The sequence below is a fragment of the Litorilinea aerophila genome (assembly GCF_006569185.2).
Lineage (GTDB): Bacteria > Chloroflexota > Anaerolineae > Caldilineales > Caldilineaceae > Litorilinea > Litorilinea aerophila.
Genome location: NZ_VIGC02000001.1, coordinates 222,073 through 245,824 on the forward strand (window position 1 = coordinate 222,073; position 23,752 = coordinate 245,824).

The following is a 23,752-nucleotide window of genomic DNA, read 5'->3' on the forward strand; positions in this document are numbered from 1 at the left end:
TGCGGATGCAATCTGTTTCATTCGTGATGCGTAATCCGTAACTGGGTTGACGCCGCGGCGGCTGTTCTTGTGGGCAGAGCTGGCTTCCGTCCTTCGTCTTCCGTCTTTATGTTCACAGCAGGAGAGCGAAATGGAACACAAAACATTCGGTGCAAACCTGCGCCCAATGGGTGACAGCGTCATCATCGACTTGTCGGGCGACATCGACGCCGCGGCCGAGGAGGCCCTGAACGCGGCCTACGCCCAGGCAGAGGCCGCCGGCGCGGACCCGGTGCTGCTGAATTTCAGCGATGTCGGCTACATCAACAGCACAGGCATCGCCCTCATCGTCGGTCTGCTGGCCCAGGCCCGCAAACGCCATCGCCAGCTGGTCACCTACGGTCTGAGCGACCACTACCAGGAGATCTTTCGCATCACCCGCCTGTCGGACTTCATGGGGATGTATGCGGATGAGGCAAGCGCGTTGCAGCGGGACAGGTGACTCGGTGGCTGGGTAATTGGGTTGCTGGCCCGCCCAATCATCCAGTCGCCGGACCGCCAGACAACCAAAACCACCGGATGATTCCAGGAGAATTGCCATGACCACCCCTTCCCTTCCCGTGCGTCGGCTGAATGGCCGGACCGCAGTCATCGACATCAACGGCGAGGTGACCGCCAAGAGCGAGGACGCCCTGGCCGCGGCCTTTGCCGACGCCAGCACCGGCGTCCAGGCGGTCATCCTCAACTTCAGTGGGCTGGAGTATATGAACAGCTCCGGCATTGGCCTGCTGGTCACCCTGCTCATTCGCGCCCAGCGCCAGAAGCAGAAGCTGTTGGCCTGCGGCCTGAGCGACCACTACCGGCAGATCTTTCAACTGACCCGGCTGGATGAGGCAATTGGGATCTACGCCAGTGAAGGAGAAGCCCTGGGGGCTGTGTGAGGGGGATGATTGGGGGCATTTAGCCCGGGCAGTCGACAACTTTCGGGAAAGGAGGAGGGGGAAATGGAACAAGGAACGCGGAAGTCGAGAGATGACACAGCTCACTGGGCCAGATCGGTCGAGCGGCTGAATGTGAATGAGGTCTCTGGGGACGCGCTGAACCTGAACGTGGATGGACGTCGACTGACCGGTCCGGTGCAGGGCTTTGGCCAGCTCTGGCAGAAGACGTACCGGGTGCGGCTGGAAGGCGTCGAGGTGGCGCCGGAGACGGTTGTGTCCTGGTGGAAGGCCCATCTCCCCGAACTCATGCCCGACGACAGCCGCTTCTATCCATCCCTGAGCGGCGTCGCGCCCGGCGAGGTGCTGCTGATCAACGCCACCCTGCCCGGCATCCCCGGCGGTATGCCCGTATCCACCGGCGTGCTGATCCTCTACGCGGACGATGAGTCCTTCTCGGTGATGACGCCGGACGGCCATCCGGAGTCGGGCTTCAACACCTTCAGCAGCTACGACGACGGCGGTGTCACCGTCTGCCAGATCCAGTCCCTGGCTCGGGCCAACGATCCCATCTACGAGTTCGGCTTTCGCTGGATGGGGGGCGGCGCGCAGCAGGAACGCATCTGGCGCCACGTGCTCACCGGCCTGGCCAGCCACTTTCATGGGGCCGGGGAAGTCACCGTGCAGAAAATCTGTGTGGATCCAAGACTCCAGTGGAGCCAGGCCAAGAACATCTGGCACAACGCGGTCATTCGCACCGCCTTGGCCCTCCCGGGGCGCTGGGTACGACAGATATTGAGTCATTGAGCGCTCATCTCACAGACTTCCTGAACGGAGTGCACATCCAGGCACAAAGATCGGGACGCAGATGCACGCAGGCTTTCGCACGCAGATTTCTTGGCGTCTTGGCGGCCTTGCGTCTTTGCGTTGGATTTATCGAGCAGATTCCTTCTTTTCTTTTCTTTGCGTTCTCTACGTCTTTGCGGTGAGGCTTACAGAGTAGAGATGGGGACTGGAGGCTGAAAGATTGGGCAACTACGACGCAGTGGTCGTCGGCGCAGGACCCAACGGACTGGCTGCGGCCATCACCCTGGCCCGAGCCGGCCGCTCCGTCCTGGTCATCGAAGCCAGGGGGACCATCGGCGGGGGCGCCCGCACCGGTGAACTGACCCTGCCCGGCTTCCGCCACGACATCTGTTCCGCCATCCATCCCCTGGGGCTGGGCTCGCCCTTCATGCGCACCCTGCCCTGGAAAGAGTTGGGCGTGGAATGGATTCAGCCGGACATTCCCCTGGCCCATCCCCTGGATGACGGCGCGGCCGCGCTGCACCGTTCGCCCGAGGAGACGGCCGCATCCCTCGGCCGGGACGGCCCGGCCTGGCGTCGGCTCTTCGAGCCGCTGGCCGCCCACTGGGAGCGGTTGGGGCCGATCCTCCTGGGGCCCCACCCCCTTTCGCCCCGGGTGGACCTGCTGGCCCGCTTCGGCATTCCCGCGGCCATGCCCGCGAACCTGCTTCCCCGGCTGGCCTTTCGGGGGGAGCGGGCCCGGGCCCTCTTCGCGGGGCTGGCCGCCCACTCCTTCCTGGACTTCAATCAGCCCTTCTCCAGCGCCTTCGGGTTGACCCTGGGGCTGCTGGGCCATGCGGTGGGCTGGCCGATTCCCCGGGGGGGCTCCCAGGCCATCGTGGACGGCATGGCCCGCTACCTGCAATCCCTGGGCGGGGACATGGTCTGCGGCTGGGAGGTGGAGTCCCTGGACGAATTGCCGGAGAGCCGGATCCAGTTGCTGGACGTGACCCCCCGGCAATTCCTGAAGCTGGCCGGGGAAAAACTCCCCGCGGGCTACCGGCGCAAACTGGAGCGCTACCGCTACGGGCCGGGGGTCTTCAAGATCGACTACGCCCTGAGTGAGCCTGTCCCCTGGCGGTCTGGAGCCTGCCGCCGGGCCGGGACGGTCCACGTGGGCGGGACGTTGGCGGAGATCGCAGCGTCCGAGCGGGACGTCAACCGGGGGAAGCTGAGTGAGCGGCCCTTCGTGTTAGTCGCCCAGCAGAGCCTCTTCGACGAGACCCGGGCGCCTGCGGGCCAGCATACCCTGTGGGCCTACTGCCACGTTCCCCACGGCTCCACCGCAGACCGGACCGAGGCCATCGAGGGCCAGATCGAGCGTTTCGCCCCCGGCTTCCGGGACGTGATCCTGGCCCGGGCCGTGCACAACAGCGCGGACTACGAGCGTTACAACCCCAACTACGTGGGTGGCGACATCAACGGCGGCGTCCAGGACATCCGCCAACTGTGGACCCGGCCTGTGCTGCGCTGGCCGCCCTACGCCACGCCCCTCCCCGGCGTCTTCCTCTGCTCCTCCTCCACGCCCCCCGGCGGCGGTGTGCACGGCATGTGCGGCTTCCACGCGGCCCGGGCGGCGCTGGCTGAGGAGTCAATGATCTAGCGCATCTACGCGTAAATCCCGGCAGAAATTCGCCGATCAGGCCTCTGGCCCGCGGCTTAGCCGATCGTTTCCACCAGAGGTGGTGCCGCCGGATTTCTGCCGGGGGATTTACGCCAAACTGCACTAGAGACTGGGCAGTGGGTAGGTCAAAGCCCCTTTCCATTCGCACAACTCGTGGCCGCGCACCCGAATTCAGTGCCCACTGGGCGTCGATGGTTCGAGCATGTGCGCCAACCATCGCCAACCGTCCCGGTAGCTCCAGGTCAGTACAAGGGGTGATCTGTGGCGTGCGGGTGGAGGAGATCGAAGACCCGCTGATGCAGCAAGCCCCCCCTCACCCCCGCAGCGCCCGCCACACCCGCTCGGGCGTGAAGGGGATCTGGCGGATGCGCACGCCCACCGCGTGGTGGATGGCCGAGGCCACCGCCGGCGCCACCCCGTCCATGGGGATTTCCGCAATGGCTTTGGCCCCATAGGGCCCCGACGGCTCGTAGGTCTGCACCAGGATGGCCTGGAGCTCCGGCGTCTCGTCTGCGGCGAAGATGCGGTAGTCGCCAAAACGGGGGTTGACCACCCGACCCGCCGGGTCGTAGGCCATCTCCTCGCTCACGGCATAGCCCAACGCCTGAACCATGCCGCCTTCCACCTGCCCGGTGGCGGTGATGGGGTTGATGGCGATGCCACAGTCCACCGCCATGACCAGCTTCTTCACCGTCACCTGGCCCGTCTCGGTATCCACCTCCACTTCTGCGTACTGGGCGGCAAAAGGCGGCGGACTCAGATAGCTCATGTGGCTGGCCGTGGCCATGATCTGGTGCTGGTCGGCCTGGTGGGTGGCGTGGAGGGCCACCTGGGCCAGGGAGACGGCGCGGCCATCTGGCGCCTTGACCTGGCTCTCCTCCAGGCGCAGCCGGTCCGGATCCATGCCGTCGAAGAAGTGGCGGGCCGCATGCTCCCGGATCTGGCGGGCCACCTCCTCCGCGGCCTTCATCACCGCGCCGCCGGAGATGTAGGTGGTGCTGCTGGCGTAGGCGCCGGTGTCGAAGGGGGTGAAGTCGGTGTCACTGGAGTAGATGATGATCTGCTCCAGTGGGACGCCCAGGGTCTCGGCCGCAATCTGGGCCAGGACCGTGTCGGAGCCGGTGCCCAGGTCGGTGGCGCCCACCAGGAGGTTGAAGCTGCCGTCGTCGTTAAGCTTGATGCTGGCTGCACCCATGTCCAACCCGGCGATGCCGGTGCCGTGCATGCAGATGGCCAGCCCCAGCCCCCGCCGAATGTGGGGTCGCGTCGGATCCTGGCGCCAGGCCGGGTCGTTGCGCCGCTCCCAGCCGATGGCCTGGGCCCCCTGCTGGACGCACTCCTCCAGGCCGCTGCTGCGCACCGTCTGGGCAAAGCCTTCCCGGCCCTCTCCCATGGCCTCGGCCATGGGCAACTCCTGGCCTACCTTGATCCAGTTGAGCCGCTTGAATTCCACCTGATCCATGCCGATGGCTTCGGCGAACTCCTCCATGTGCTGTTCCAGGGCGAAGAGGGCCTGGGGCGCGCCGTAGCCCCGAAATGCACCCGGCACCGGCTTGTTGGTGTAGACCACGTCACAGTCGTAGCGGGCGTTGGGCAGCCAGTAGGTGCTCAGGGCCCGGAAGCCGGTGACCATCTGCACCGTCAGGCCGTGGGTGCCGTACGCGCCCGTGTCCCCCACCACCCGCACGTCCATAGCCACCAGCTTGCCCCGCTCGTCCACGCCAGAGCGGAAGCGCAAAATCTGGGGGTGGCGGGTGCGCGCGCTGGTGAATTCCTGGGCGCGGGTGTACTCGAAGCGCACCGGCCGGCCGGTGGCAAGGGTCAGGTGGGCGCAGAGATCCTCGATGAGCATCTCCTGCTTGCCGCCGAAACCGCCGCCGATGCGGGGCTTGACCACCCGGATGCGCCGCACGGGCAGGCCGATGAGGGGCGCGACCATGCGCCGCACGTGGAAGGGCACCTGGGTGCTGGTCCGGATCACCAGCCGGTCGTCTTCATCCCACCAGGTCCAGACCACGTGGGGCTCGATGCTGGCCTGCTGCACCTGGTGGACCCGGTACTCGCTCTCGTAGACGTGGGCGGCCTGGGCCAGGGCCCGGTCCACGTCGCCGTGCTCCACGTGGATGTGGACCGCGATGTTGCGCTGGGGATCGTGGATGTCCACTGCGTCGGGCTCATCGTGGATGACCGGCGCACCCTCTCGCATGGCTTCCTCCGGGTCGAAGACCGCAGGCAGGGGCTCGTATTCCACTTCGATCAGCTCCAGGGCCTGCTGCACCAGCTCCGGCGTTTCCGCCGCGACGACGGCCACCCGGTCGCCCACATGGCGCACCTTGTTGTCCAGGCTCACCTGGTCGTAGGGCGGTGGGTTGGGGTAGCTCTGGCCGCCGGAGGCGTAGACCACCCGGGGCACATCCTCGTAGGTGAGCACTGCGTGGACGCCCGGCAGGGCCAGGGCCCTGGATTTGTCGATGCGGACGATGCGGGCGTGGGCGTGGGGGCTGGTGAGGAGGCCGCCGTAAAGCATGCCGGGCATCTCCAGGTCGTCGGCGAAGACGGGCCGGCCTTTGGCCAGCTTGACCGCATCCACCTTGGGTTCGGGCTTGTTGACCACCGCGGTCTGGGGCGGCGCGACCTTAGCCGGCACGGTGCGGGTGCGGGTCTGGGTGTCCACGCCCGAGGGATCCGGGCCAGGGTCGATGCCGGCGTCGCCATCGCCGGTGGGCCACTCGCCTTCCTCCACCGCATCGACGATGGCCACGTCCAGGGGGGGCGGCTCCTCGCCCCGCAATTGGGCCGCGGCCCGCAGGATGGCCTGGACGGGCTTCAGGTAGCCGGTGCAGCGGCAGAGGACGCCGGCGATGGCCTCCCGCACCTGGGCTTCGGTGGGCGCGGGGTTCTCGTCCAGGAGTTTCTTGGCGGCCAGGAGCTGGGCCGGGGTACAGTAGCCACACTGGATGGCCCCACAGCGGATGAATTGCTCCTGGAGGGGGTGGAGGGGAAGATTGGGGGATTGGGAGATTGGGGCGCTGGTCCCTTTGTCCCCCAGGCCCTCCACCGTGATAATGGATGCGCCGTCGGCCTGGGCGGCCAGCATCACCCCGCTGTTGACCAGCCGGTAGGAAGTGGGCTGCTCCGGCGTCCAGGTGAGCAGGACCGCGTCCGCGCCGCTCTCGCCAGTCTCGTCGCCGTGTTTGACGCTGTAGTAGCGCAGGCGGCGCAGGGCGGTGCGCAACAGCTCCCCAGGGTGGACGTCCACCTGGTGGAAAGTGCCGTTGACGGTCAGGGCAATCTGCATGGCTTGCTCCTTCCAGTCGTCGCTACGATCGGCGGCCATCGCCGGTTGAAATCGCAATCGAAATGACTTCCCTGCAAGAAGGACATTTTTCAACGCAAAGACGCAAAGGCGCAGAGGATTGCCGGGTTCCGCTATTCTGCCGCGTCCTCGGTTGAGGCAGCCGCGGCGCCGGGCCCGCCCGGCCCAGGGCGCTGTTGGGCGTCCATTCCGGCCTGCAGCGTGGCCAGCACCGTGGGCAAGTCATGGCGCAGCAGGGCTGGGACGTTCAGCCACAGGCCCGGGAAGACCTGGCTGCGGATGACGCCTGTATCGTCCGGTTCCACCTGGACATAGCGGCCCTCATGAAGGCGAAACCAGTGGATTGCATTCTCGTGCAAGGTCCACACCATGTATTCCTGCACGCCGTTGCGCCGGTAGGCGTTGCGCTTCTCATAGAGATCGTATGCCGCGCTGCTGCTCGCGATTTCCACGATCAGCTCCGGCGGCCCCACCACGTAGTCTTCGTCGTTTACCCGGGAAGAGCCGCCCTCCACCTTGCGCAGCAACACATCCGGCTGCACCTCGTTGTCCCCGTCCAAAATGACCGTGGCGTTGTCGGCCAATTCCGTTCCGGAAGTGTACGCCGAGTAGAAACTCAGCCAGCCGATGATCGCTGCATGCGCGCGGGCATGGTTCATACGAGTCGGTGAGGGCATATGCACGATCCCTTCCACGAGTTCAGCTTTGATTTCCTCTCCCAGGGCTGCGTAGCGTCGATGGAACTCCACCTGGGTCAGGTGGTCGCCGTTCTCCAGGCCCGGCACAGCGTCCTGCTTTCCATACGCCATTCTGGTTGCCGTCATCACCATCCGGTCCTCCTCACCTAACTGCCCAATCACCGAATCACCCGATCCCCAATCCCCCCTGTGCTTCTGCCAATGCGCGCCTGGTCAACACTGGCACCATGGCCCGGCGGTAGTCGGCGCTGCCCTTGAAGTTATCGGGTGGGTCCAGGGGCGAGCCCTGGAGCACGGGCCGGGCCGCCACGCCGCAGAGGGCCACCCGGGAGCGCCCCTCGTCGTCCACCACGGCCACCGCGGCCACGATGGGCCGGTCCGACGGGGTGCGGGCCACCCGGGCCAGTCCGCCCCGTGGGGGACCGGGCAGGGGAATCCGCACTTCGGTGATCAGACCGTGGATCTGGGTGAGCTGCTCCAGGGGGATCTCGACGACGCCGTCGGCTTCGTGGAGCACCACCGTGGCGCCCAGGGCCAGCAGCCCGGCGTAGAATTCGCTGTCGTAAGCAGCGACGGCCACCACGCCGCCCACGGTGGCGGCGTTGCGCAGGTTGATGGGTCCTTCGCCCCGGGCGGCCCGACGCAACAGGCCATGGGCCAGGCTGCCGGCCACCGGGTGTTCGCAGACGTCGCTCAGGGTGGCCATGGCGCCCAGGCGCAGAACGGACTCGTCGCCCTGGACGTAGTTTAAGCCCAGGGCGCGCAGATCCACCACGCCGTCCACATCCCGGATCGCCCGGGTCTCCAGCCGGCCGACCAGGTCGGTACCGCCGGCCAGGGGCACCCGCCGCCCCGGCTCCTGCAACAGGGCCAGGGCCTCCTGCAGGGTCTTGGGTCGATGATATTCTTGCAAAATCGCCATATCGGTCACCTTCCCCGCTTCATAGTGCCAGGGTCCACAGCTCCCGGCGGGCCAGGTCGCCCACCCGGATGCAGTGGTTGTTGGTATCCGCCATGTAGAGGCGGCCGTTGGCCACGGCCACGCCTTCGGGCTCGTAGAGTTGGGCCTGGGCAAAGGGGCCGTCCACGGCACCGGCTGTACCTGTGCCCACGAGGGTGGCTACCTTGCCGGTGGTGGGATCCAGGGTCTTGATCTTGTGGTTGTAGCTGTCGGCGATGTAGAGCAGCTCGCCGTCGGTGGCCAGGCCGGTGGGATGTTGCAGGCGCACGGCCGCGCCCACGCCGTCCACGTCGCCGAATTCAAACAGCCCCTGCCCCACCAGGGTCATCACCTGCATCTGCTCATCCAGGGTGATGGCCCGGATGGCGCTGGCCTCGGCGTCGGCCACGAAGAGGTGGCCCATGGCCAGGGCCAGGTCGCTGGGCTGGTTGAAGCTGGCCCGATCCCGGGGGCCATCCACCAGGGCTTCCCGGCCGTTGCCGGCAAAGACGCCCAGCCGCTCCTCGTCGATGAGCACCCAGATCTGGTGGGAGCCGGCCATGGCGATGAAGAGGACGTTCTCCAGCGGGGCCAGGGCCCAGGGCGAGCGCAGGTCGATGGCCGTGGGCTCGGTGGTTTGGGGCTGGGGCCCCCGCCCCTTCCGACCGGTGCCGGCCACGGTGCGCACCGTTTCCCGCACCAGGTCGATGGCCCGGATGGCGTGGTTTTCGGTATCGGCCACGTAGAGGGTGGTGCCTCGCAGGGCCAGGCCGTGGGGATCGTGGAGGGCGGCCTGGGCGATGGGTCCATCCGCCAGGCCTGGTTCCCCCCGGCCGAACACCCGCACGATTTCGCCGGACCGGCCCTCCAGGTCCAGCTGCACCTCCAGGATCCGGTGGTGGCCTGTGTCGGCCACGAAGAGGCGGTCGCCCGCCGCGTACAGCACCTTGGATGGGTAATGGAGCGGCCTGGGCTCTGTCGCCAGCTCCCGGCGCAGCCCGGGCACGGGGGTGCGATCCAGCAGGCCCTGGCTCTCCGCCTCCGCGATGAGCTCATCCAGCAGGGGGTAGAGGTCGGACGCCTCCACCTCGCCGGCGTGCTGGGCCACCACCTTGCCGGCCGGGTCGATGAGGATCAGGGTAGGCCAGGCGCGCACGCCGTAGCGGCTCCAGATCTGGAAGTCGGCATCGTTGACCACCGGGTGGTGGATGCCGTGGCGCTGGACCGCCTGGCGGATGTTTTCCGTCTGTTTCTCCGCGGGGAACTTGGCCGAGTGGACGCCGATCACCACCAGCTCCTCGGGATAACGGGCTTGAAGTCGACGCAACTGCGCGACGTTGTGATGGCAATTAATTCAACAGAAGGTCCAGAACTCCAGCAACACGAACTTGCCCCGCAGTGCCCGCAGGGTGAGGGGCTGCTCCACGTTGATCCAATCCAGGTGGGCCGGAAATTCTGGCGCGTTCACTTTACTACGATAGGGTTGCATGGGCTCCCTCGATTCCATTCCAATCAACCTGTTCGGAAGCTCGCCTTCAGCCGATGCCGCTACCTTCTCACCGGGTGGGTCCCGACGGCGATCCATGGCCACGGCGTGGACGGTGCGCAGTGCCCCAGGGTTGGGGTGTCGGGCCGGCGCCTGATTTACGGGCAGTATAGCATGCAAGCCATGGGGGTTCAAGGAGGCCCCGGACGCCAGCAGAAGGCCGAAAAGATGCCCAATCGGGGGCGTGTCCGGGCCCCAAAAAAGGGGTTGACGGGATCTGCAAAACCAGGTATGATGATGAATGGAATCCCTTTCCATATACTGGAATTTCATTTGCTCCCCCATCCGGTTCCGTCCCGGCAGCAAGGGCTCAACCCATGGGCACCGTCATCCAGTCTGTTCTCAAGGCCATCGACATCCTGCATCTTTTCAGCCCGGATGAACCCCGCCTCTCCCTGGGCGAGATCAGCCGGCGCCTGAACCTGCCCAAAAGCACGGCCCACAACCTGGTCAACACCCTGGCTGCACGCCATTTCATCGAACAGCAGGAGGACGGACGTTATGCCCTGGGGCCGGCGATCATCGCGCTGACCCAGGCCGTGCGCATCAACGTGGAGCTGCGGGATGTGGCCGCGCCCCTCCTGCGGGAGCTGGCCGAAACCGCCCGGGAGTCGGTCTATCTGGCCGTGCTGGACGGCACCTTCGCCCTGTACATCTACGCGGTGGAGTCGTCGGCCCGGCTGCGGGCCCGCACCGCGGTGGGCGACCGGGCCCACCTGCATTGCACCTCGGTGGGCAAGGCCATGCTCAGCGCCCTGCCCGAAGCACAGGTCCGGGCGATCATCCGGGAGGTGGGCCTGCCCCGCTTCACCGACCGCACCCTGACCGACCCGGAGGCGCTGCTGCAGGAGCTGGCCGAGACCCGGCAGCGGGGCTTCGCACTGGACCGGGGCGAGCATGAAGCCCACAACTACTGCGTGGGGGCGCCTATCTTCGACCGCCGGGGCCAGGTGATCGCGGCTTGCAGCGTCTCCGGCACGGATCCGGCCATCCTGGGGGAGCGGCTGCCTGACCTGGCGGCCCGGGTCCTCTACGTGGCCCAGGAAATCGGCCGCTACCAGGGCTATCTGCCCTCCCGCAGCGCTATGATCCACACCAACCACGGCCCCCTGGGTGCCTGAGTTTTCGGCAGCTCCGTTTATCGTTCAGCCGTCCGGAACATACGTTCTCCGATCCAACCTGTCGAGAGTAAAAATCGGGCATCGACGCCCCAAGGCCCGAGGAAAGGAGGCCCACCAGATTCGATTCACCCTGCGCTCCCCCTGAATGCTTGCTGGAAATGGCACGTACACCCGAATTCCATCAGCACCCAACGTTTCACGTACAAAAGTTTTCACGTACAAAGGAGAGAACCACCATGGCTGCAACCCACCTGAGCCGTCGGCGCTTCCTGCAGATGGCCGCCAGCACCGCCACCATGACCGCCCTGGCCGCCTGCGCGGTCCAACCCACGGGCTCCGGCGAAGCCGGCCAGGCCGGCGCCCCGGCCGGCGAGACGGTCAAACTCAGCTTCTTCAACCGGGGTGGCCAGTTCATCGAAGACGTGATGAACAAGCAGATGTCCCTGTACCGGGAAAGCCACCCGGAGATCGAATTCGAGATCAACGCCGTGGCCGGCGCCAACCATCAGGAACAGCTCCTGCTCATGGTCTCCTCCGGCACGGCGCCGGACATCTGGTTTGACGCCAACCGGACCACCGGCCCCCTGACCCGCAAAGGGCTCACCCTCAACCTGGAACCCTTCCTGGAGGCAGACCCGAACTTCAACGAAGACGACTACGTGGAAAACGTCTGGATCGCCCAGACCTACGACGGCGCCCGCTGGGGGTTGCCCTGGGACAGCGGCGCCATGTGCATGGCCTTCAACATGGACCTGTTCGACCAGGTCGGCCTGGAGTACCCCGATCCCCAACGCTGGATGACCTGGGACGAAATCATCGAGCTGGCCAAGCAGCTCACCTTCGACCTGGACGGCAACACGCCCAACGATCCGGGCTTCGACCCCGCCCGGGTCAAGCAATACGGCCTGATGGCCGACACAGGCCACGGCCGCCCGACCTACATCTGGTCCAACAACGCGGAGATCATCGCCGCGGACGGCACCATGCCCATGGACACGCCCGAGTTCATCGAGGCCATGAACTGGCTGGCGGACCTGGGCCTCAAACACTTCGTCAGCCCGTCGCCCGCCTATGAAGCCGCCGGCGAGGTGAGCCTCCAGGCCCAGACGGTGGCCATGCAGCACATCGGCGTCTGGCTGTTGGGGCGGATCAACCAGGCGGGCATCAACTGGGGCACCTTCCAGGTTCCCTACAGCAAGACCCGGGTCTCCTACGGCCACTACTCGCCCCTCTGCATCTACCGCCAGACGGAGCACCCCCAGGAGGCGTACGACTTCGTCTTCTTTGCCTGCTGCAGCCGGGAAGGGGAGAAGATCCTGGTGGACATGGGCATGCAGCAGCCCATCCGCAAGGACCTGCGGGAGGATTTCCTGAACAACGAGGCGCCGCCGGCCAAGGAATATCGCCAGGTCTTCTATGACGCCTTCGAAAACCAGGAGACCTTCCGCTGGCCGGGCGACACCATCGGCTCCTACTACGGCGGCTGGTACCAGACCCTGATCGACTTCTGGGGACCGTACCTGGATCAGTTGTGGCTGGGCCAGGTGCGCTGGGAGGACGTGGCCACCGAGGTGCGCCAGGGCTCGGAGCACATCCTGCAGACAGGCGAAATGCCGTAAGGATATCCCCATGCAGACCCAAGCAGTTTCCGGCACAGCGGCCTCGGCCCCGCGGCGGCGCTTCTGGCAGCGGCTGAACTTCGAGGAAACCCTGTTCGGCTGGCTCTTCATCACCCCTGCGGTGCTGGGATTCCTGCTGTTTCACCTGGGGCCGGTCCTGGCCAGCCTGGTGCTCAGCTTCACCCGCTATGAGATCATCACGCCGCCCCGCTGGATCGGGCTGGACAACTACCAGCGTCTCCTCTCCGACGACCTCTGGTTCAAGTCGGTCCAGGTGACCCTGAAGTACGTGATCCTCTTCGTGCCCAGTGCCCTGGTCACGGCCTATGCCATCGCCCTGTTGATGAGCCGGAACATCCGGGGCATCGCCCTCTACCGCACCATCTGGTACCTGCCCTCGGTGGTGCCGGTGGTGGCCAGCGCGGTCATCTGGCGATGGGGCCTGAACCCCGAGTTCGGCCCCATCAACTATCCTCTGAAGGTGCTGGGGTTGCCCGCGCCCCGCTGGCTGACCGACCCGGACTGGATCATCCCGTCCATCGTCTTCATCAGCCTGTGGGGCCTGGGCAACACGGTGCTCATCTTCCTGGCGGCCATCACCGGCGTGCCCCGCAGCCTCTACGAGGCTGCCGAGGTGGACGGCGCCAACAGCTGGGCCCGCTTCCGCCACATCACCATTCCCATGACGTCGTCCATCATCTTCTACCAGCTCATCGTCAACGTGATCAGCAGCTTCCAGGTCTTCGGCGTGGCCTACGTCCTCTTCGTGACCCAGCCTTCGGCCTCCTCGGCCGGGCCGGACAACGCCGCGCTCTTCTATGTGCTCTACATGTTCCGTAACGCCTTCGGCTACTTCCGCAACGGCTACGCCTCGGCCATGGCCTGGGTACTCTTCGTGGTCATCATGCTGCTGACCTGGCTGCTCTTCTATTCCCAGAAGCATTGGGTCTACTACGAGACGGAAGGAGGGGGGGAATGAGTGCCGGATCCCTGTCGCGACGGCCGGCGAGGGCCCCCTGGCCCCGCTTCCTGGGCCGGGCCTTCACCCACCTGGTCCTCATGGGGGGCGGCGTGCTGATGCTCATGCCCTTCTTCTGGCTCATCTCGTCGTCCCTCAAGGCGCCGTACGAGATCTACGTCTTCCCGCCCAAGTGGATCCCCGATCCACCCCGCTGGGAGAACTACGCCGAGGTGTTCCAGGTGGTGCCGGTCTTCCGCTACACCCTGAACACGATGATCATCACCTTCTTTGCCACCCTGGGCATCGTCATCAGCTCCTCCATGGCCGCCTACAGCTTCGCCCGCCTGCGCTTCAAAGGGCGGGACCTGGTCTTCAGCATCATCCTGTCCACGGTGATGTTGCCCTTTGCCGCCACCATGATCCCGGTCTACATCCTGTTCACCAAGCTGGGCTGGGTGGGGACCTTCCTGCCCCTGATCGTGCCGGCCTGGTTCGGCGGCCCCATCACCATCTTCCTGTTGCGCCAGTTCTTCCGCACCATCCCCATGGAGCTGGAGGACGCAGCCCGCATCGACGGGGCCAGCCGGCCCCGCATCTTCTTCACCATCATCCTGCCCCTGGCTCGCCCCGCGCTGACGGTAGTGGTGGTCCTCGCCTTCCTGCACAACTGGAACGATTTCCTGGCGCCCCTGATCTATCTGCAGAAGCGGGACCTGTACACCCTGGCCCTGGGCCTGAACGCCCTCCAGTACTTCGAGGGCGGCCTGGACTGGACCCACTACGTCATGGTGATGGCGACCTTCATGGTGCTGCCGGTGGTGGTGGTCTATTTCCTGGCCCAACGGGCCTTTGTGGAGGGGATCGTGTTGACAGGGCTCAAGGGATGAAGAGGAGTTGTCCATGATCACAGGCCTGGGTGTGCATCTCATGGTGTGGGGTGGCCAGGTAGGGGAGGCCGAGCTGGCCCTGCTGCCGGCCATCCGGAAGATGGGCTACGACGGCGTGGAGATCCCCATCTTCGCGCCGGATGCCCTGGACCCCAGCCGGGTCCGGGCCGGGGTGGAGGCAGCCGGCCTCCGCTGTACCGCCTCCACCGCGCTGCCGGCGGAGGTCAGCCTCATCGACTCGCCCCGCCGCGCCGAAAGCGTGGCCTGGCTGCAGGGGGTGGTGCGCTGTGCGGCCGCGCTGGGGGCGTCGGTGCTCTGCGGTCCCCTGGCCGTGCCGGTGGGCGCCCTGCGGGGCCGGGGCTACACCGCGTCCGAATGGGAGAACGCGGTCCAGGCCCTGCGGGCCGTGGGCGACGTGGCCGGAGAGCTGGGCGTGCGCCTGGCTTTCGAGCCCCTCAATCGCTTCGAGACCTTCTTTCTCAACACCGTCGCCGATGGCGTACGCCTGGTGGCGGAGGTGGACCACCCGGCGGTGGGCCTCCTGCTGGACACCTTCCACATGCACATCGAAGAAAAGTCCACGCCCGCGGCCATCCGCCTGGCCGGCCCCCGCCTGTACCACTTCCACGCCAGCGAAAACGACCGGGGGACGGTGGGCACGGGCCAGGTGGCGTGGGCGGAAGTGTTCCGCGCGCTGGCAGAAATCGACTACGGGGGCTGGGTGGTGGTGGAGTCCTTCAACGCTGTTATCCCGGAGCTGGCCGGCGCCACCTGCATCTGGCGACCCCTGGCCGAAAGCCCGGAAGCCCTGGCCCAGGAGAGCCTGGCCTTCCTGCGCCGACAGATACAAACCGAATGATGAAGATCATAACATGTTAACCTTTGACATTCACTGCCACTTCTTTCCCCAGGCGTTCCTCGACATTGCCCGCCAGCCGGGCAATTCCTTTCAGGCTTCCATCCAGCGGCGGGCCGATGGTCAGGAACACCTGGTCTGCGCGGGCAACTTCGACCACCCGCTGACGCCGGACTTCTACACCGCGGAGCAGATGCTGCAGGACATGGACGCGGTGGGCATGGAGATGGCGGCCATCTCGGCCGCGCCGCCTACCCTCTCCTACTGGGCCGATCCGGCCGCTGCGGTGGAGCTGGCCGCCAGCATGAACGAGAGCATCGCCCAACGGGTGCGCGCCCATCCGGACCGCTTCGTGGGCCTGGCCACCCTGCCCCTGCAGGATGTGGAGGCTTCTGTGCGGGAGGCGCGGCGGGCCATCCATCAGCTGGGCCTGGCCGGCTTTCAGATCGGCTCCCACGTCAACGGCAAGCATCTGGATCACCCGGACTTCGCGCCCCTCTTCGCCACCCTGGCCGAACTGGACGTGCCCATCTTCGTCCACCCCTACATTCCGGCCGGCGAAGAACGCATGCAGGACTACTACCTGCACAACCTGCTGGGCATGGTGAGCGAGACCGGCCTGGCCATCGCCACCCTCATCTACGGGGGCGTCCTGGAGCGCTGGCCCAACCTCAAGCTCATCTTCGCCCATGCCGGCGGCGTCTTCCCCTACATCCACGGGCGCATGGATCATGGCTACCGGGTGCGCACCCGGGAATGCACCGCAGCCATTCCCCGGCCGCCCAGCACCTACATGCGCCAGCTCTACTTCGACTGCATCACCTTCCAGCCCCGCACCCTGCGCTTCCTGGTGGATCTGGTGGGCGCGGACCATGTGCTCATCGGCAGCGACTACCCCTTCGACATGGGGCCGGCCAACCCGGTAGCCGAGGTCACTGACAACCCCTACCTCTCCGACGAGGAAAAGGCCCAGATCTGCGGGGGCACCGCGGCCACGCTCTTCGGGCTGGGGGACAGGGGATAATTCAGCCGTAGACGTGGCCTCCGGCCGCACGGTTTCGCCGGACCCACACGGACGCCGGGATTCCCGCAGAGCTAGCCCCCCTCGACGGGCCAGGAGGCCCGTCCTACACATTGACGCGTAAACGGGGTCACGCACCACGTCGTAGGTCCGGCCTCCTGGCCGGACAGGGGTCCCTGTACCTCTGTCACGCAAGGATTCGTGACCTACGTACTACGCACCATTCCGCATCCATTGGCCTATTTCTGCCGGGCTGTACAACAATGCCAAGAAAGTACAACCACAACCGGGAAGGATCCCTATGACATCGACCAAACCCTATCGCTTCGGTGTGATCACCGACGAGATCGACCAGGACTTTGCCCGGGCCTGCCAGGTGGCCCGGGAGCTGGGCATGAGCTATGTGGAGATCCACACCCTGTGGGGCAAAAATGTGGACGAGCTCAGCGACGAGGAAGTGGAGCAGGTGGCCCAGATCCTGGAGGAACATGGCCTGGGCACCCACCTGATCTGTGGCCTGCTCTTCCGCCCCTTCTCCCTGGCCGATGTGGAGCTGGCCACCCTGGAGGAGCATCCCCGCTTCCAGGCCCACCTGGTCAAGCTCGAGCGTTTCATCCAGCTCGCCCACCGGCTGCAGGCCCCCTACATCCGCACCTTCGGCTTCACCCGGGATGTGGGCGGCGCCAACCCCTCGCCCCGTTCGCCGGACGGCGGCGGCGTGGATGAGGAGACCCTGGCCAAGATCGCCAAGGGGCTGCGCATCGCCTGCCAGCGGGTGGCGCAAGAAGGGCTGACCCTGGCGCTGGAAAATGCCCGTTCCCTCTACGCCAACACCGGCGGCAACCTGCGCCGGGTGCTGGATGCCGTGGACCATCCCAACTTGAAGATCATCTGGGACCCGGCCAACGCCTTCGTGGCCGGCGAGGACCCGGCCCAGGGCTTCCAGGCCGTCCGTGGCCACATCGTGGATGTCCACTGCAAGGACGCGGTGGTGGTGGACGAGGCCACCGGCCTCACCGCGTGGGCGCGCATCGGCGCTGGCGGCACCAACTGGCCCCAACAGCTGGCCCTGCTGGCCCAGGAACCAGTGGAGACCTACACCATCGAAACCCACTGGCACCCCGAAGGCCAGGACCGGGCCGAGAATACCCGCCAGACCTTCGCCAGCCTCCAGGCCCTCCTCGGCCAGCTTCCGAAGGGAGGCACAGCATGATCCGCGTTGCCCTGATCGGCGCCGGCCAGCGTTCCGTCTCCCACATGACCGCGCTCAGCCAGATGGAAGAGGTGGAGATTGCCGCCCTGGTAGACCTGGATCCGGCCCGGGCCCAGGCCGCCCAGGCCCGGGCCAACGACCGCCGCCCGCCGGGATCGCGGCCCATCCAGGCGGCCATCTTCACCGACTACCGGGCCATGCTGGACGCCGTGACGCCGGACTGCCTCTACCTCTGCCTGCCGCCCTTTGCCCACGGCCAGATCGACCATGACCTCATCGACTACGGGCGTCCCATGCTCATCGAAAAGCCCATCGCCCTGGACATGGGCCTGGCCCGGGAAATTGCCGCCCACATCCGGGAGCAGAGCATCGTCAACGCCGTGGGCTACCAGAAGCGCTACAGCCCGGCCGTCCAGCACGCGGTGGGACGGCTGCACGGCGTCGACATCGGCATGGTCATCTCCATCCGCCTGAGCGGCCTGCCCGGCCAGCCCTGGTGGCGGGTCCAGGCCCAGTCCGGCGGCATGCTCACCGAGCAGCACACCCACGCGGTGGATCTCATGCGTTACCTGTGCGGCGAAATCGAGCACGTCTACGCCGTGGGCGGGATCCAGCTTTCTCGGGAGGTGCCCAACCTGGATATCTTCGACGTCAACGCCTGCACCGTCCGTTTCGTCAACGGCGCGCCGGGCATCATCGGCAACTCCTGTGCGGCGCCGGCGGGCGCGGCCGTCTTTCCGCCCCACCTGGTCCATGTGGTGGCCCGGGAGATGGTCCTCAGCGTCAACGAGAGCCGCACCGTGATCCGCCACGCCGACGGCGAAAGCGAGGAGATTCAGTCCCAGGTGGACGACAACCTGGAGATGAACCGCACCTTCATCCAGGCCGTGGGCACTGGGAACCAGGCCGGCATCCGCAGCCCCTACGACGACGCGCTGCGCACCCTGGCCGTTACCCTGGCCTGCCAGCGTTCCGCGGAGACGGGCCAGCCCATCCCCCTGGAGGCTTTCCTCCAGGGCCCATGAGCCATGGGGCTGGATTCCCATCCGACCGGGTCTTGACCCCCCTGTCAAAGAGCAGAGGGGGTAGCGCTGCCATGAGCCCGTGGCCGGCCTTGGGCCGATGATTTCAATCATCGGCTGACACTCCCCAAGTGCGTTGAAACGCACTCCACGGGGCAGATGGCACCCGGCTTGAATCCGTTTCCAACGGATTTCCTGCCCCAGCGAGGCATCTCCATGCTTCGTCATCGGGCCGATGGACGTACCACGGTGAAATGTGGTCCTACCGATTTGCACAACCATGCTTACCCAGGAGAAAACCATGGAACACGTGACCGTATACCGGGAAGCGGGCCGTTACGCCGGCTGGCCGGCCAACTACGGCATCTGGCATTGGGGTGATGAAATTGTGGTGGGCTTCACCCGGGGCTACTACCAGGAGAGCGCCCACTTCCACGCGCGGGACCGGGATCGGCCCTTCGACCCCCTGCAGGCCCGCAGCCTGGACGGCGGCGCGACATGGACGGTGCAGCCGTTCCCAGGGACTACGCCAGGGGGGCGGGGGCTGTCGGCCGACGAACACATGAACCCGGACCTCTGGGTGGCCAACGCCCTGGATGGGCCGGACGCACCCGTGGACTGCCCCGGCGGCATCCAATTCACCCATCCGGACTTTGCGCTCATGTGCGCCCGCACCGGCCTGCGGGCCGGCGCCCGCTCCTGGTTCTACATCTCGTACGACCGTTGCCGAAGCTGGCAGGGACCCTACTGGCTGCCCGACTTCGGCCAGACCGGCATCGCCGCCCGCACCGACTATCTGGTGGACGGCCCCGAGCGCTGCACCCTCTTTCTAACCGCAGCCAAGCCCGACGGCCAGGAGGGACGGGTCTTCTGTGCCCGCACCACGGACGGCGGCCGCACCTTCTCCTTCGTTTCGTGGGTGACGCCCGAGCCGAAGGGCTACACCATCATGCCGGCCAGTGTGCGCCTCCCCTCGGGCCGCATCCTGACCGCGGTGCGCTGCAGCGAAGGGTCCAGCACCACCACCTCGCCCCACTGCTGGATCGACCTGTACGCGTCCGACGATGACGGCGTCAGCTGGCATCGGTTGAGCACGCCGGTGCCAGATGCCGGGCGCGGTGGCAACCCGCCCACCCTGACCCTGCTCCAGGGGGAAGCCGCCGGGACGCACCTCTGCCTGACCTACGGCTTCCGCACCCCCCCCTTCGCCATGCAGGCGGTCCTCAGCGAGGACGGGGGGCGCAGTTGGGGGCCGGCCATCACCTTGCGCAGCGGCGCCGGCAACCACGACATCGGCTACCCGCGCACGGTCCAGCGGCCGGACGGCACCCTGGTGACGGTCTACTACTGGAACGACAGGCCAGATCAGGAGCGCTACATCGCCGCCACCTTGTGGCGAATCTAAACGCGCTCTGTTGCGCCAAAAGGATCGGTGGGGCACGGGGAACGCTTTGGCGCCTGGGCTCGGCCCTGTAAAAAACGGGCGACGTGGAAATTTCCACGTCGCCCGTTCGTAGTCAGCGCCACAAAGCTGCTGGAGCCGGTCAGTTCGGCTGGATTTCGTACCAGAAGTTCACCGGGTAGCCCTCTTCGTCCACCTCCAGGACCTGGCGGACGATGGTGGGGCTGCCATCGGTACAGCGCCATTCGTAGACGGTCTCATGGCCCGTGACCGCCGCTGGACAGTAGAACCAGGCATATTTTGCGCCCCGACGGCCCTGGGCATACACTGAAGGCTGCATGCATCAACCACCCACACAGCAGCTCACACAGCAAAGGAGCAATCCACCCATGCGCGTCTTTGTCACCGGCCATCGGGGCCGAATTGGTTCAGAAATTATGGCCCAGTTGGAAGCAGCCGGCCACCAGGTAGTGGGCTATGACCGGGCCGACGGGCAGGACATCCTGGACGGCCAGGCCGTGCGGGCTGCCGCCCGAGGCTGCGACGCCGCCATCCACCTGGCCTCCCTGTTGGGCCGCCCAGACGATGATCCCGACGAGACCATGGCCATTGGCCTCCAGGGCACCTGGCATGTGCTCATGGCTGCCCGGGAAGCGGGCATGGACCGGGTCGTCTACTTCAGCAGCGTCAACGCCCTGGGCATCTTCATGGGCCAGAAACCGCCGGACTACTTCCCCATCGACGACGACCATCCGGCCCGACCCGGCAGTCCCTACGGGATCGCCAAGCGGCTGGCCGAAGAGATGTGCCGCCATTTCACCGCGGAGACTGGCATCGCCACCATCTGCCTGCGGCCGCCTGCCGTCTGGATGCCCCAGACCTACCAGTGGGTGCGGGCCCGTCGTCAGGAAAACCCGGAAAACGAGTGGCGGCCCATCTGGGAATACGGCGCCTTCTGCGATGTGCGGGATGTGGCCGCCGCGGCTGTCTGTGGCCTCACCTGTCCGGATCCAGGCCACGTGACCTTGCTGCTTTGCGCGGATGACATCAACTCGGACACGCCCAGCCGGGAGATAGCAGCCCGGCTACATCCGGATGTGCCCTGGCGGGGTGGGGCAGAATACGAGGAGAATCCGTTCAAGGCGCTGGTGGACAATAGCCGGGCCAAAGCCGTGCTCGGCTGGCAGCCGAAATACCGCTGGCACACCGATTCTTGAAGGGCCGATTCCTGAAGGACCAGCCTACAGGCCCCCTGACTCTCCCCCGCTTTCTTCCTCCAGCGCCTGCTCCATGTAGAGCAGGCGCACCCATTTGGTACCCGAGCGGATACGGTTGCTCTCGCCGGTGAGGGTGAATCCCAGGCTTTGGAAAAACTTCAAAGCGGGGATGTTAAACTGGGCAACGCCTACCCGGGCCCGGCTCATGTGGGCCGTCTCTACCAGCCAGGGCCGCAGCAGCAGCCATGCCTGGGTGCCAATGCCCTGGCGCTGATAGGGCTCGGCCACCATGATCATGCCCAGGTAGACCGTCTTCGGGCGGGGCCAGTGGAGACGAAAATCCACCAGCCCGATGAGCTCGCCCCCGGCCTGGGGATCGTCGGCCACCAGGCGGCGGACGATCCCCAGCAGATAGCGGTCGGGCATCTCCGCCGCCTCCCGCAGGTCGTGCTCGGCCTGGCCGGCAGGGCTGCTGGGCAACCCATACATCTGCCAGTATCCTGGCGTGGCCCGGTAGACCTGCTGCAACGCCGCTGCATGGTGCTCCAGGCTCAGGGGGAGGAGGGAAATGGGCGATGGGGTGATGCGCTTGTCAGCCATGGTTCCAGGGCTCAACGGGGTGCTGACGAAGCGGAAGCCGGCGCCGCAGCCTGGAGCAGCCGCCGGATCTCGGCCAGTTCTTGACGGGCCGCCTGCAGGTCCCGCTCCAGGCGTTCCAGTTTTTCCCGCTCGACCCGCACGAAGCGGGTGTAGGGGGCGATGGCCTCCCGGATGCGCTGGACGCTGCGCCCCAGTTCATCCTCGAACTGGCGGGTAAGGGCGGCGTTCAACTGGGCCCGCAGCTCGTTGATGCGCTCCCGCAGGGCCGCCTTCACCTTGGAGCGACGGTAGGGCAGGACATAGAGGCCCAGGGCCGCCACCGCGCTGGCCCCCAGGATGCCGGTGATGTCCAGCAGGGTGGTCTGGAGCAGAGCCACCAGGAGCGCGCCCAACCCGAGAGCCCCGGCCTCCACCGCGGCCGTCTGGATGATGGCTCGTTGCACCTCCTGGGCCAGCTTGAGGGACTCGGCTTCCCGGTCGTAGCCTTCCACCACCTGTTGGGCAGCCCGACCCACGCTGGCGATCATGGCCTGTCGGTTGAACTCAAAATCGCTGCCCATCTGCCCCACAATACGATCCGCGTGCTGGGTGGCGCGGCGGTTGAGGTACTCCATGATGTCCCGCCACTGGCGGTAGTCCCGGTCCACCAGCCAGTCGATCAGCTCGTTGACGTGGCGCTCGATCTCCCGGCTAGTGTCGCCCACCACCTGGCGCTCGAACTCGCCCCGGACCTTTTCGGCATTCACCAAATCCAGGATGCGGCCCAGCCGCAGGGTTTCGTCGAAGAAGCGGTCGCCCCGTTCCGCCATGGCGTACAGCACATTGTCCACCCGGCTGGACTGGTACTTGAAATCCCGGCGCATGTCCTCCTGGTAGGCGGCCAGTTGCTCTTCGATGACATCCAGCGTTTCAAAATCGCCCCGGAGGAGCTCCTGGCGCCGGCGTACCAGCTCGCTGTAGCGGTCGATGAGGTGTGCGGCGACGCCGATGGGGTTTTCCAGCTTCAGGCGTAGCCGCTCGCCGGCATCCAGGCGCCGCAGGATGTACTCCTCCAACGGGCCGAACTGGCTGGCCTGCCAGAGCCGGGGGTCGGGAGCGTCGGCGCCATTCCGGGCCTGGAGGGCCAGCCTGGCACTGACGGCAAAGATCTCGGGCTCTGTCCCCAACAGTTCCCGGGCATTTTCCCGGACGAAGGCCAGGATCTGCTCCCGGTCGGCCGGCTCCTCGATCAGGTCGATCTTGTTGACGACGATGACCACCTTCTTGCCCCACTGGCGGATCCGCTCCAGGAAGAGCCGCTCGCTCTCGCTGAAGGGGCGGTCGGCGCTGGTGACGAAGAGCACCAGGTCGCTGCGGGGGATGAAGTGCTCGGTGATCTGTTGGTGGCGCTGGATGACGGCATTGGTGCCCGGCGTGTCCACCACGTTGATCTCCCGCAGCCATTCCACCGGCACGTGGACGATCAGGTAATCGTCGCCCGAAGGCTCCTGTCCGGGGGGATCGCCGTAGCGCAGCAGATGGATGCGGCTGGTGGTGGGCGTGACGCCTTCCTCCAACAGGCGTTTGCCCAACAAAGCGTTGATGAACGCCGTCTTGCCGGCGTTGAACTCGCCCACGACCACCAGCAGGAAGAGCTCTTCCAGTTGCTGGAGGCTGCGTTTCAGGAGGTCCAGATCCTCGTCGGGCGCGTCAATGCGGGCCAGCAGGACGCGCAGGTTTTCCAACAGCGCGCGCTCCCGCCGGATCAACTGGTCGTATTCCTGGTTCAATATCCGCTGCAAAGCCGTTCTCCACCCTGGACTGGAGCGCCAGCCTCTACTACAGTCTGGCGTAAATACCACGGCAGAAATTCCGGGTCCCTCTGGGCGCGCTCCCTCTGGTGAGCACTATCGGCGAATTTCTGCCGGGATTTACTACCCGGCTGGCCGGCGACTCCGGCTAGACGT

Annotated in this window: 22 protein-coding genes and 1 pseudogene; 15 read left to right on the forward strand and 8 right to left on the reverse strand. The window is 66.3% G+C overall.

Annotated features, from left to right (window positions below; all coding sequences use genetic code 11):
* Positions 1–130: 130 nt before the first annotated feature.
* The 5 genes and pseudogenes from FKZ61_RS00835 to FKZ61_RS24395 form a co-directional block, all read left to right on the forward strand.
* On the forward strand, positions 131–481 hold the full coding sequence (locus tag FKZ61_RS00835; protein WP_141608164.1) for an STAS domain-containing protein: 351 nt from the start codon (positions 131–133) through the stop codon (positions 479–481).
* Between the two features lie 97 nt (positions 482–578).
* Positions 579–920: an STAS domain-containing protein gene (locus FKZ61_RS00840; RefSeq protein ID WP_141608165.1), complete on the forward strand. Its 342-nt coding sequence runs from the start codon at positions 579–581 to the stop codon at positions 918–920.
* A gap of 63 nt (positions 921–983) precedes the next feature.
* Entirely contained in the window at positions 984–1,724 is a 741-nt protein-coding gene (locus FKZ61_RS00845) for a hypothetical protein (protein WP_141608166.1), read from the forward strand.
* Positions 1,725–1,944: 220 nt separating this feature from the next.
* On the forward strand, positions 1,945–3,366 hold the full coding sequence (locus FKZ61_RS00850) for a phytoene desaturase family protein (RefSeq protein WP_141608167.1): 1,422 nt from the start codon (positions 1,945–1,947) through the stop codon (positions 3,364–3,366).
* A gap of 212 nt (positions 3,367–3,578) precedes the next feature.
* A pseudogene (locus FKZ61_RS24395) lies at positions 3,579–3,683 on the forward strand (DUF2200 family protein); the annotation flags it as partial.
* A 17-nt stretch (positions 3,684–3,700) separates the two neighbouring features.
* On the opposite strand, the gene FKZ61_RS00855 reads toward FKZ61_RS24395, so the two are convergent.
* From FKZ61_RS00855 to FKZ61_RS23790, 5 genes are all read right to left on the reverse strand, one after another.
* Positions 3,701–6,685: a molybdopterin-dependent oxidoreductase gene (locus FKZ61_RS00855; RefSeq protein WP_141608169.1), complete on the reverse strand. Its 2,985-nt coding sequence runs from the start codon at positions 6,683–6,685 to the stop codon at positions 3,701–3,703.
* A 131-nt stretch (positions 6,686–6,816) separates the two neighbouring features.
* Entirely contained in the window at positions 6,817–7,527 is a 711-nt protein-coding gene (locus tag FKZ61_RS00860) for a Uma2 family endonuclease (RefSeq protein WP_211358342.1), read from the reverse strand.
* A gap of 40 nt (positions 7,528–7,567) precedes the next feature.
* Positions 7,568–8,323 (reverse strand): FAD binding domain-containing protein, encoded by a 756-nt coding sequence (locus FKZ61_RS00865; RefSeq protein ID WP_141608170.1) that lies wholly within the window; start codon positions 8,321–8,323, stop codon positions 7,568–7,570.
* 19 nt (positions 8,324–8,342) lie between these two features.
* Positions 8,343–9,695 (reverse strand): thioredoxin-like domain-containing protein, encoded by a 1,353-nt coding sequence (locus FKZ61_RS00870; protein ID WP_141608171.1) that lies wholly within the window; start codon positions 9,693–9,695, stop codon positions 8,343–8,345.
* Entirely contained in the window at positions 9,696–9,830 is a 135-nt protein-coding gene (locus FKZ61_RS23790; protein ID WP_268251820.1) for a thioredoxin domain-containing protein, read from the reverse strand.
* A 374-nt stretch (positions 9,831–10,204) separates the two neighbouring features.
* Between FKZ61_RS23790 and FKZ61_RS00875 the strand changes: the two genes are divergently transcribed.
* The 9 genes from FKZ61_RS00875 (at position 10,205) to FKZ61_RS00915 (ending at position 19,992) form a co-directional block, all read left to right on the forward strand.
* Positions 10,205–11,008 (forward strand): IclR family transcriptional regulator, encoded by an 804-nt coding sequence (locus FKZ61_RS00875; RefSeq protein ID WP_141608172.1) that lies wholly within the window; start codon positions 10,205–10,207, stop codon positions 11,006–11,008.
* A 236-nt stretch (positions 11,009–11,244) separates the two neighbouring features.
* Positions 11,245–12,627 (forward strand): ABC transporter substrate-binding protein, encoded by a 1,383-nt coding sequence (locus tag FKZ61_RS00880; protein WP_141608173.1) that lies wholly within the window; start codon positions 11,245–11,247, stop codon positions 12,625–12,627.
* A 10-nt stretch (positions 12,628–12,637) separates the two neighbouring features.
* Complete coding sequence (locus FKZ61_RS00885) at positions 12,638–13,606, forward strand: carbohydrate ABC transporter permease (RefSeq protein ID WP_141608174.1); 969 nt, start codon at positions 12,638–12,640, stop codon at positions 13,604–13,606.
* Positions 13,603–14,475: a carbohydrate ABC transporter permease gene (locus FKZ61_RS00890; RefSeq protein WP_141608175.1), complete on the forward strand. Its 873-nt coding sequence runs from the start codon at positions 13,603–13,605 to the stop codon at positions 14,473–14,475. The genes FKZ61_RS00885 and FKZ61_RS00890 overlap by 4 nt, the downstream gene beginning before the upstream one ends.
* Positions 14,476–14,488: 13 nt before the next feature.
* The gene (locus FKZ61_RS00895) at positions 14,489–15,334 is read left to right on the forward strand and encodes a sugar phosphate isomerase/epimerase family protein (protein ID WP_141608176.1); all 846 of its coding nucleotides are present in this window, start codon (positions 14,489–14,491) and stop codon (positions 15,332–15,334) included.
* Between the two features lie 13 nt (positions 15,335–15,347).
* Positions 15,348–16,355, forward strand: a complete 1,008-nt coding sequence (locus FKZ61_RS00900; RefSeq protein ID WP_141608177.1) for an amidohydrolase family protein — start codon at positions 15,348–15,350, stop codon at positions 16,353–16,355.
* A 298-nt stretch (positions 16,356–16,653) separates the two neighbouring features.
* Positions 16,654–17,565, forward strand: a complete 912-nt coding sequence (locus tag FKZ61_RS00905; protein ID WP_141608178.1) for a sugar phosphate isomerase/epimerase family protein — start codon at positions 16,654–16,656, stop codon at positions 17,563–17,565.
* Positions 17,562–18,590, forward strand: a complete 1,029-nt coding sequence (locus FKZ61_RS00910; protein WP_141608179.1) for a Gfo/Idh/MocA family protein — start codon at positions 17,562–17,564, stop codon at positions 18,588–18,590. Before FKZ61_RS00905 ends, FKZ61_RS00910 begins: the two co-directional genes overlap by 4 nt.
* A 298-nt stretch (positions 18,591–18,888) precedes the next feature.
* Entirely contained in the window at positions 18,889–19,992 is a 1,104-nt protein-coding gene (locus tag FKZ61_RS00915; protein ID WP_211358344.1) for a sialidase family protein, read from the forward strand.
* 139 nt (positions 19,993–20,131) lie between these two features.
* Here the strand turns inward: FKZ61_RS00915 and FKZ61_RS00920 are convergent, their stop codons facing one another.
* On the reverse strand, positions 20,132–20,329 hold the full coding sequence (locus FKZ61_RS00920) for a hypothetical protein (RefSeq protein WP_141608181.1): 198 nt from the start codon (positions 20,327–20,329) through the stop codon (positions 20,132–20,134).
* 49 nt (positions 20,330–20,378) lie between these two features.
* Between FKZ61_RS00920 and FKZ61_RS00925 the strand changes: the two genes are divergently transcribed.
* On the forward strand, positions 20,379–21,206 hold the full coding sequence (locus FKZ61_RS00925) for an NAD-dependent epimerase/dehydratase family protein (RefSeq protein WP_141608182.1): 828 nt from the start codon (positions 20,379–20,381) through the stop codon (positions 21,204–21,206).
* A gap of 24 nt (positions 21,207–21,230) precedes the next feature.
* Here FKZ61_RS00925 and FKZ61_RS00930 read toward each other — a convergent pair whose 3' ends face one another.
* Both FKZ61_RS00930 and FKZ61_RS00935 read right to left on the reverse strand, forming a co-directional pair.
* Complete coding sequence (locus FKZ61_RS00930; RefSeq protein ID WP_141608183.1) at positions 21,231–21,806, reverse strand: GNAT family N-acetyltransferase; 576 nt, start codon at positions 21,804–21,806, stop codon at positions 21,231–21,233.
* A gap of 11 nt (positions 21,807–21,817) precedes the next feature.
* Positions 21,818–23,587 carry a dynamin family protein gene (locus FKZ61_RS00935; protein WP_170199026.1) on the reverse strand — a complete coding sequence of 590 codons (1,770 nt, stop codon included), beginning with the start codon at positions 23,585–23,587 and terminating at the stop codon, positions 21,818–21,820.
* Positions 23,588–23,752: the final 165 nt, after the last annotated feature.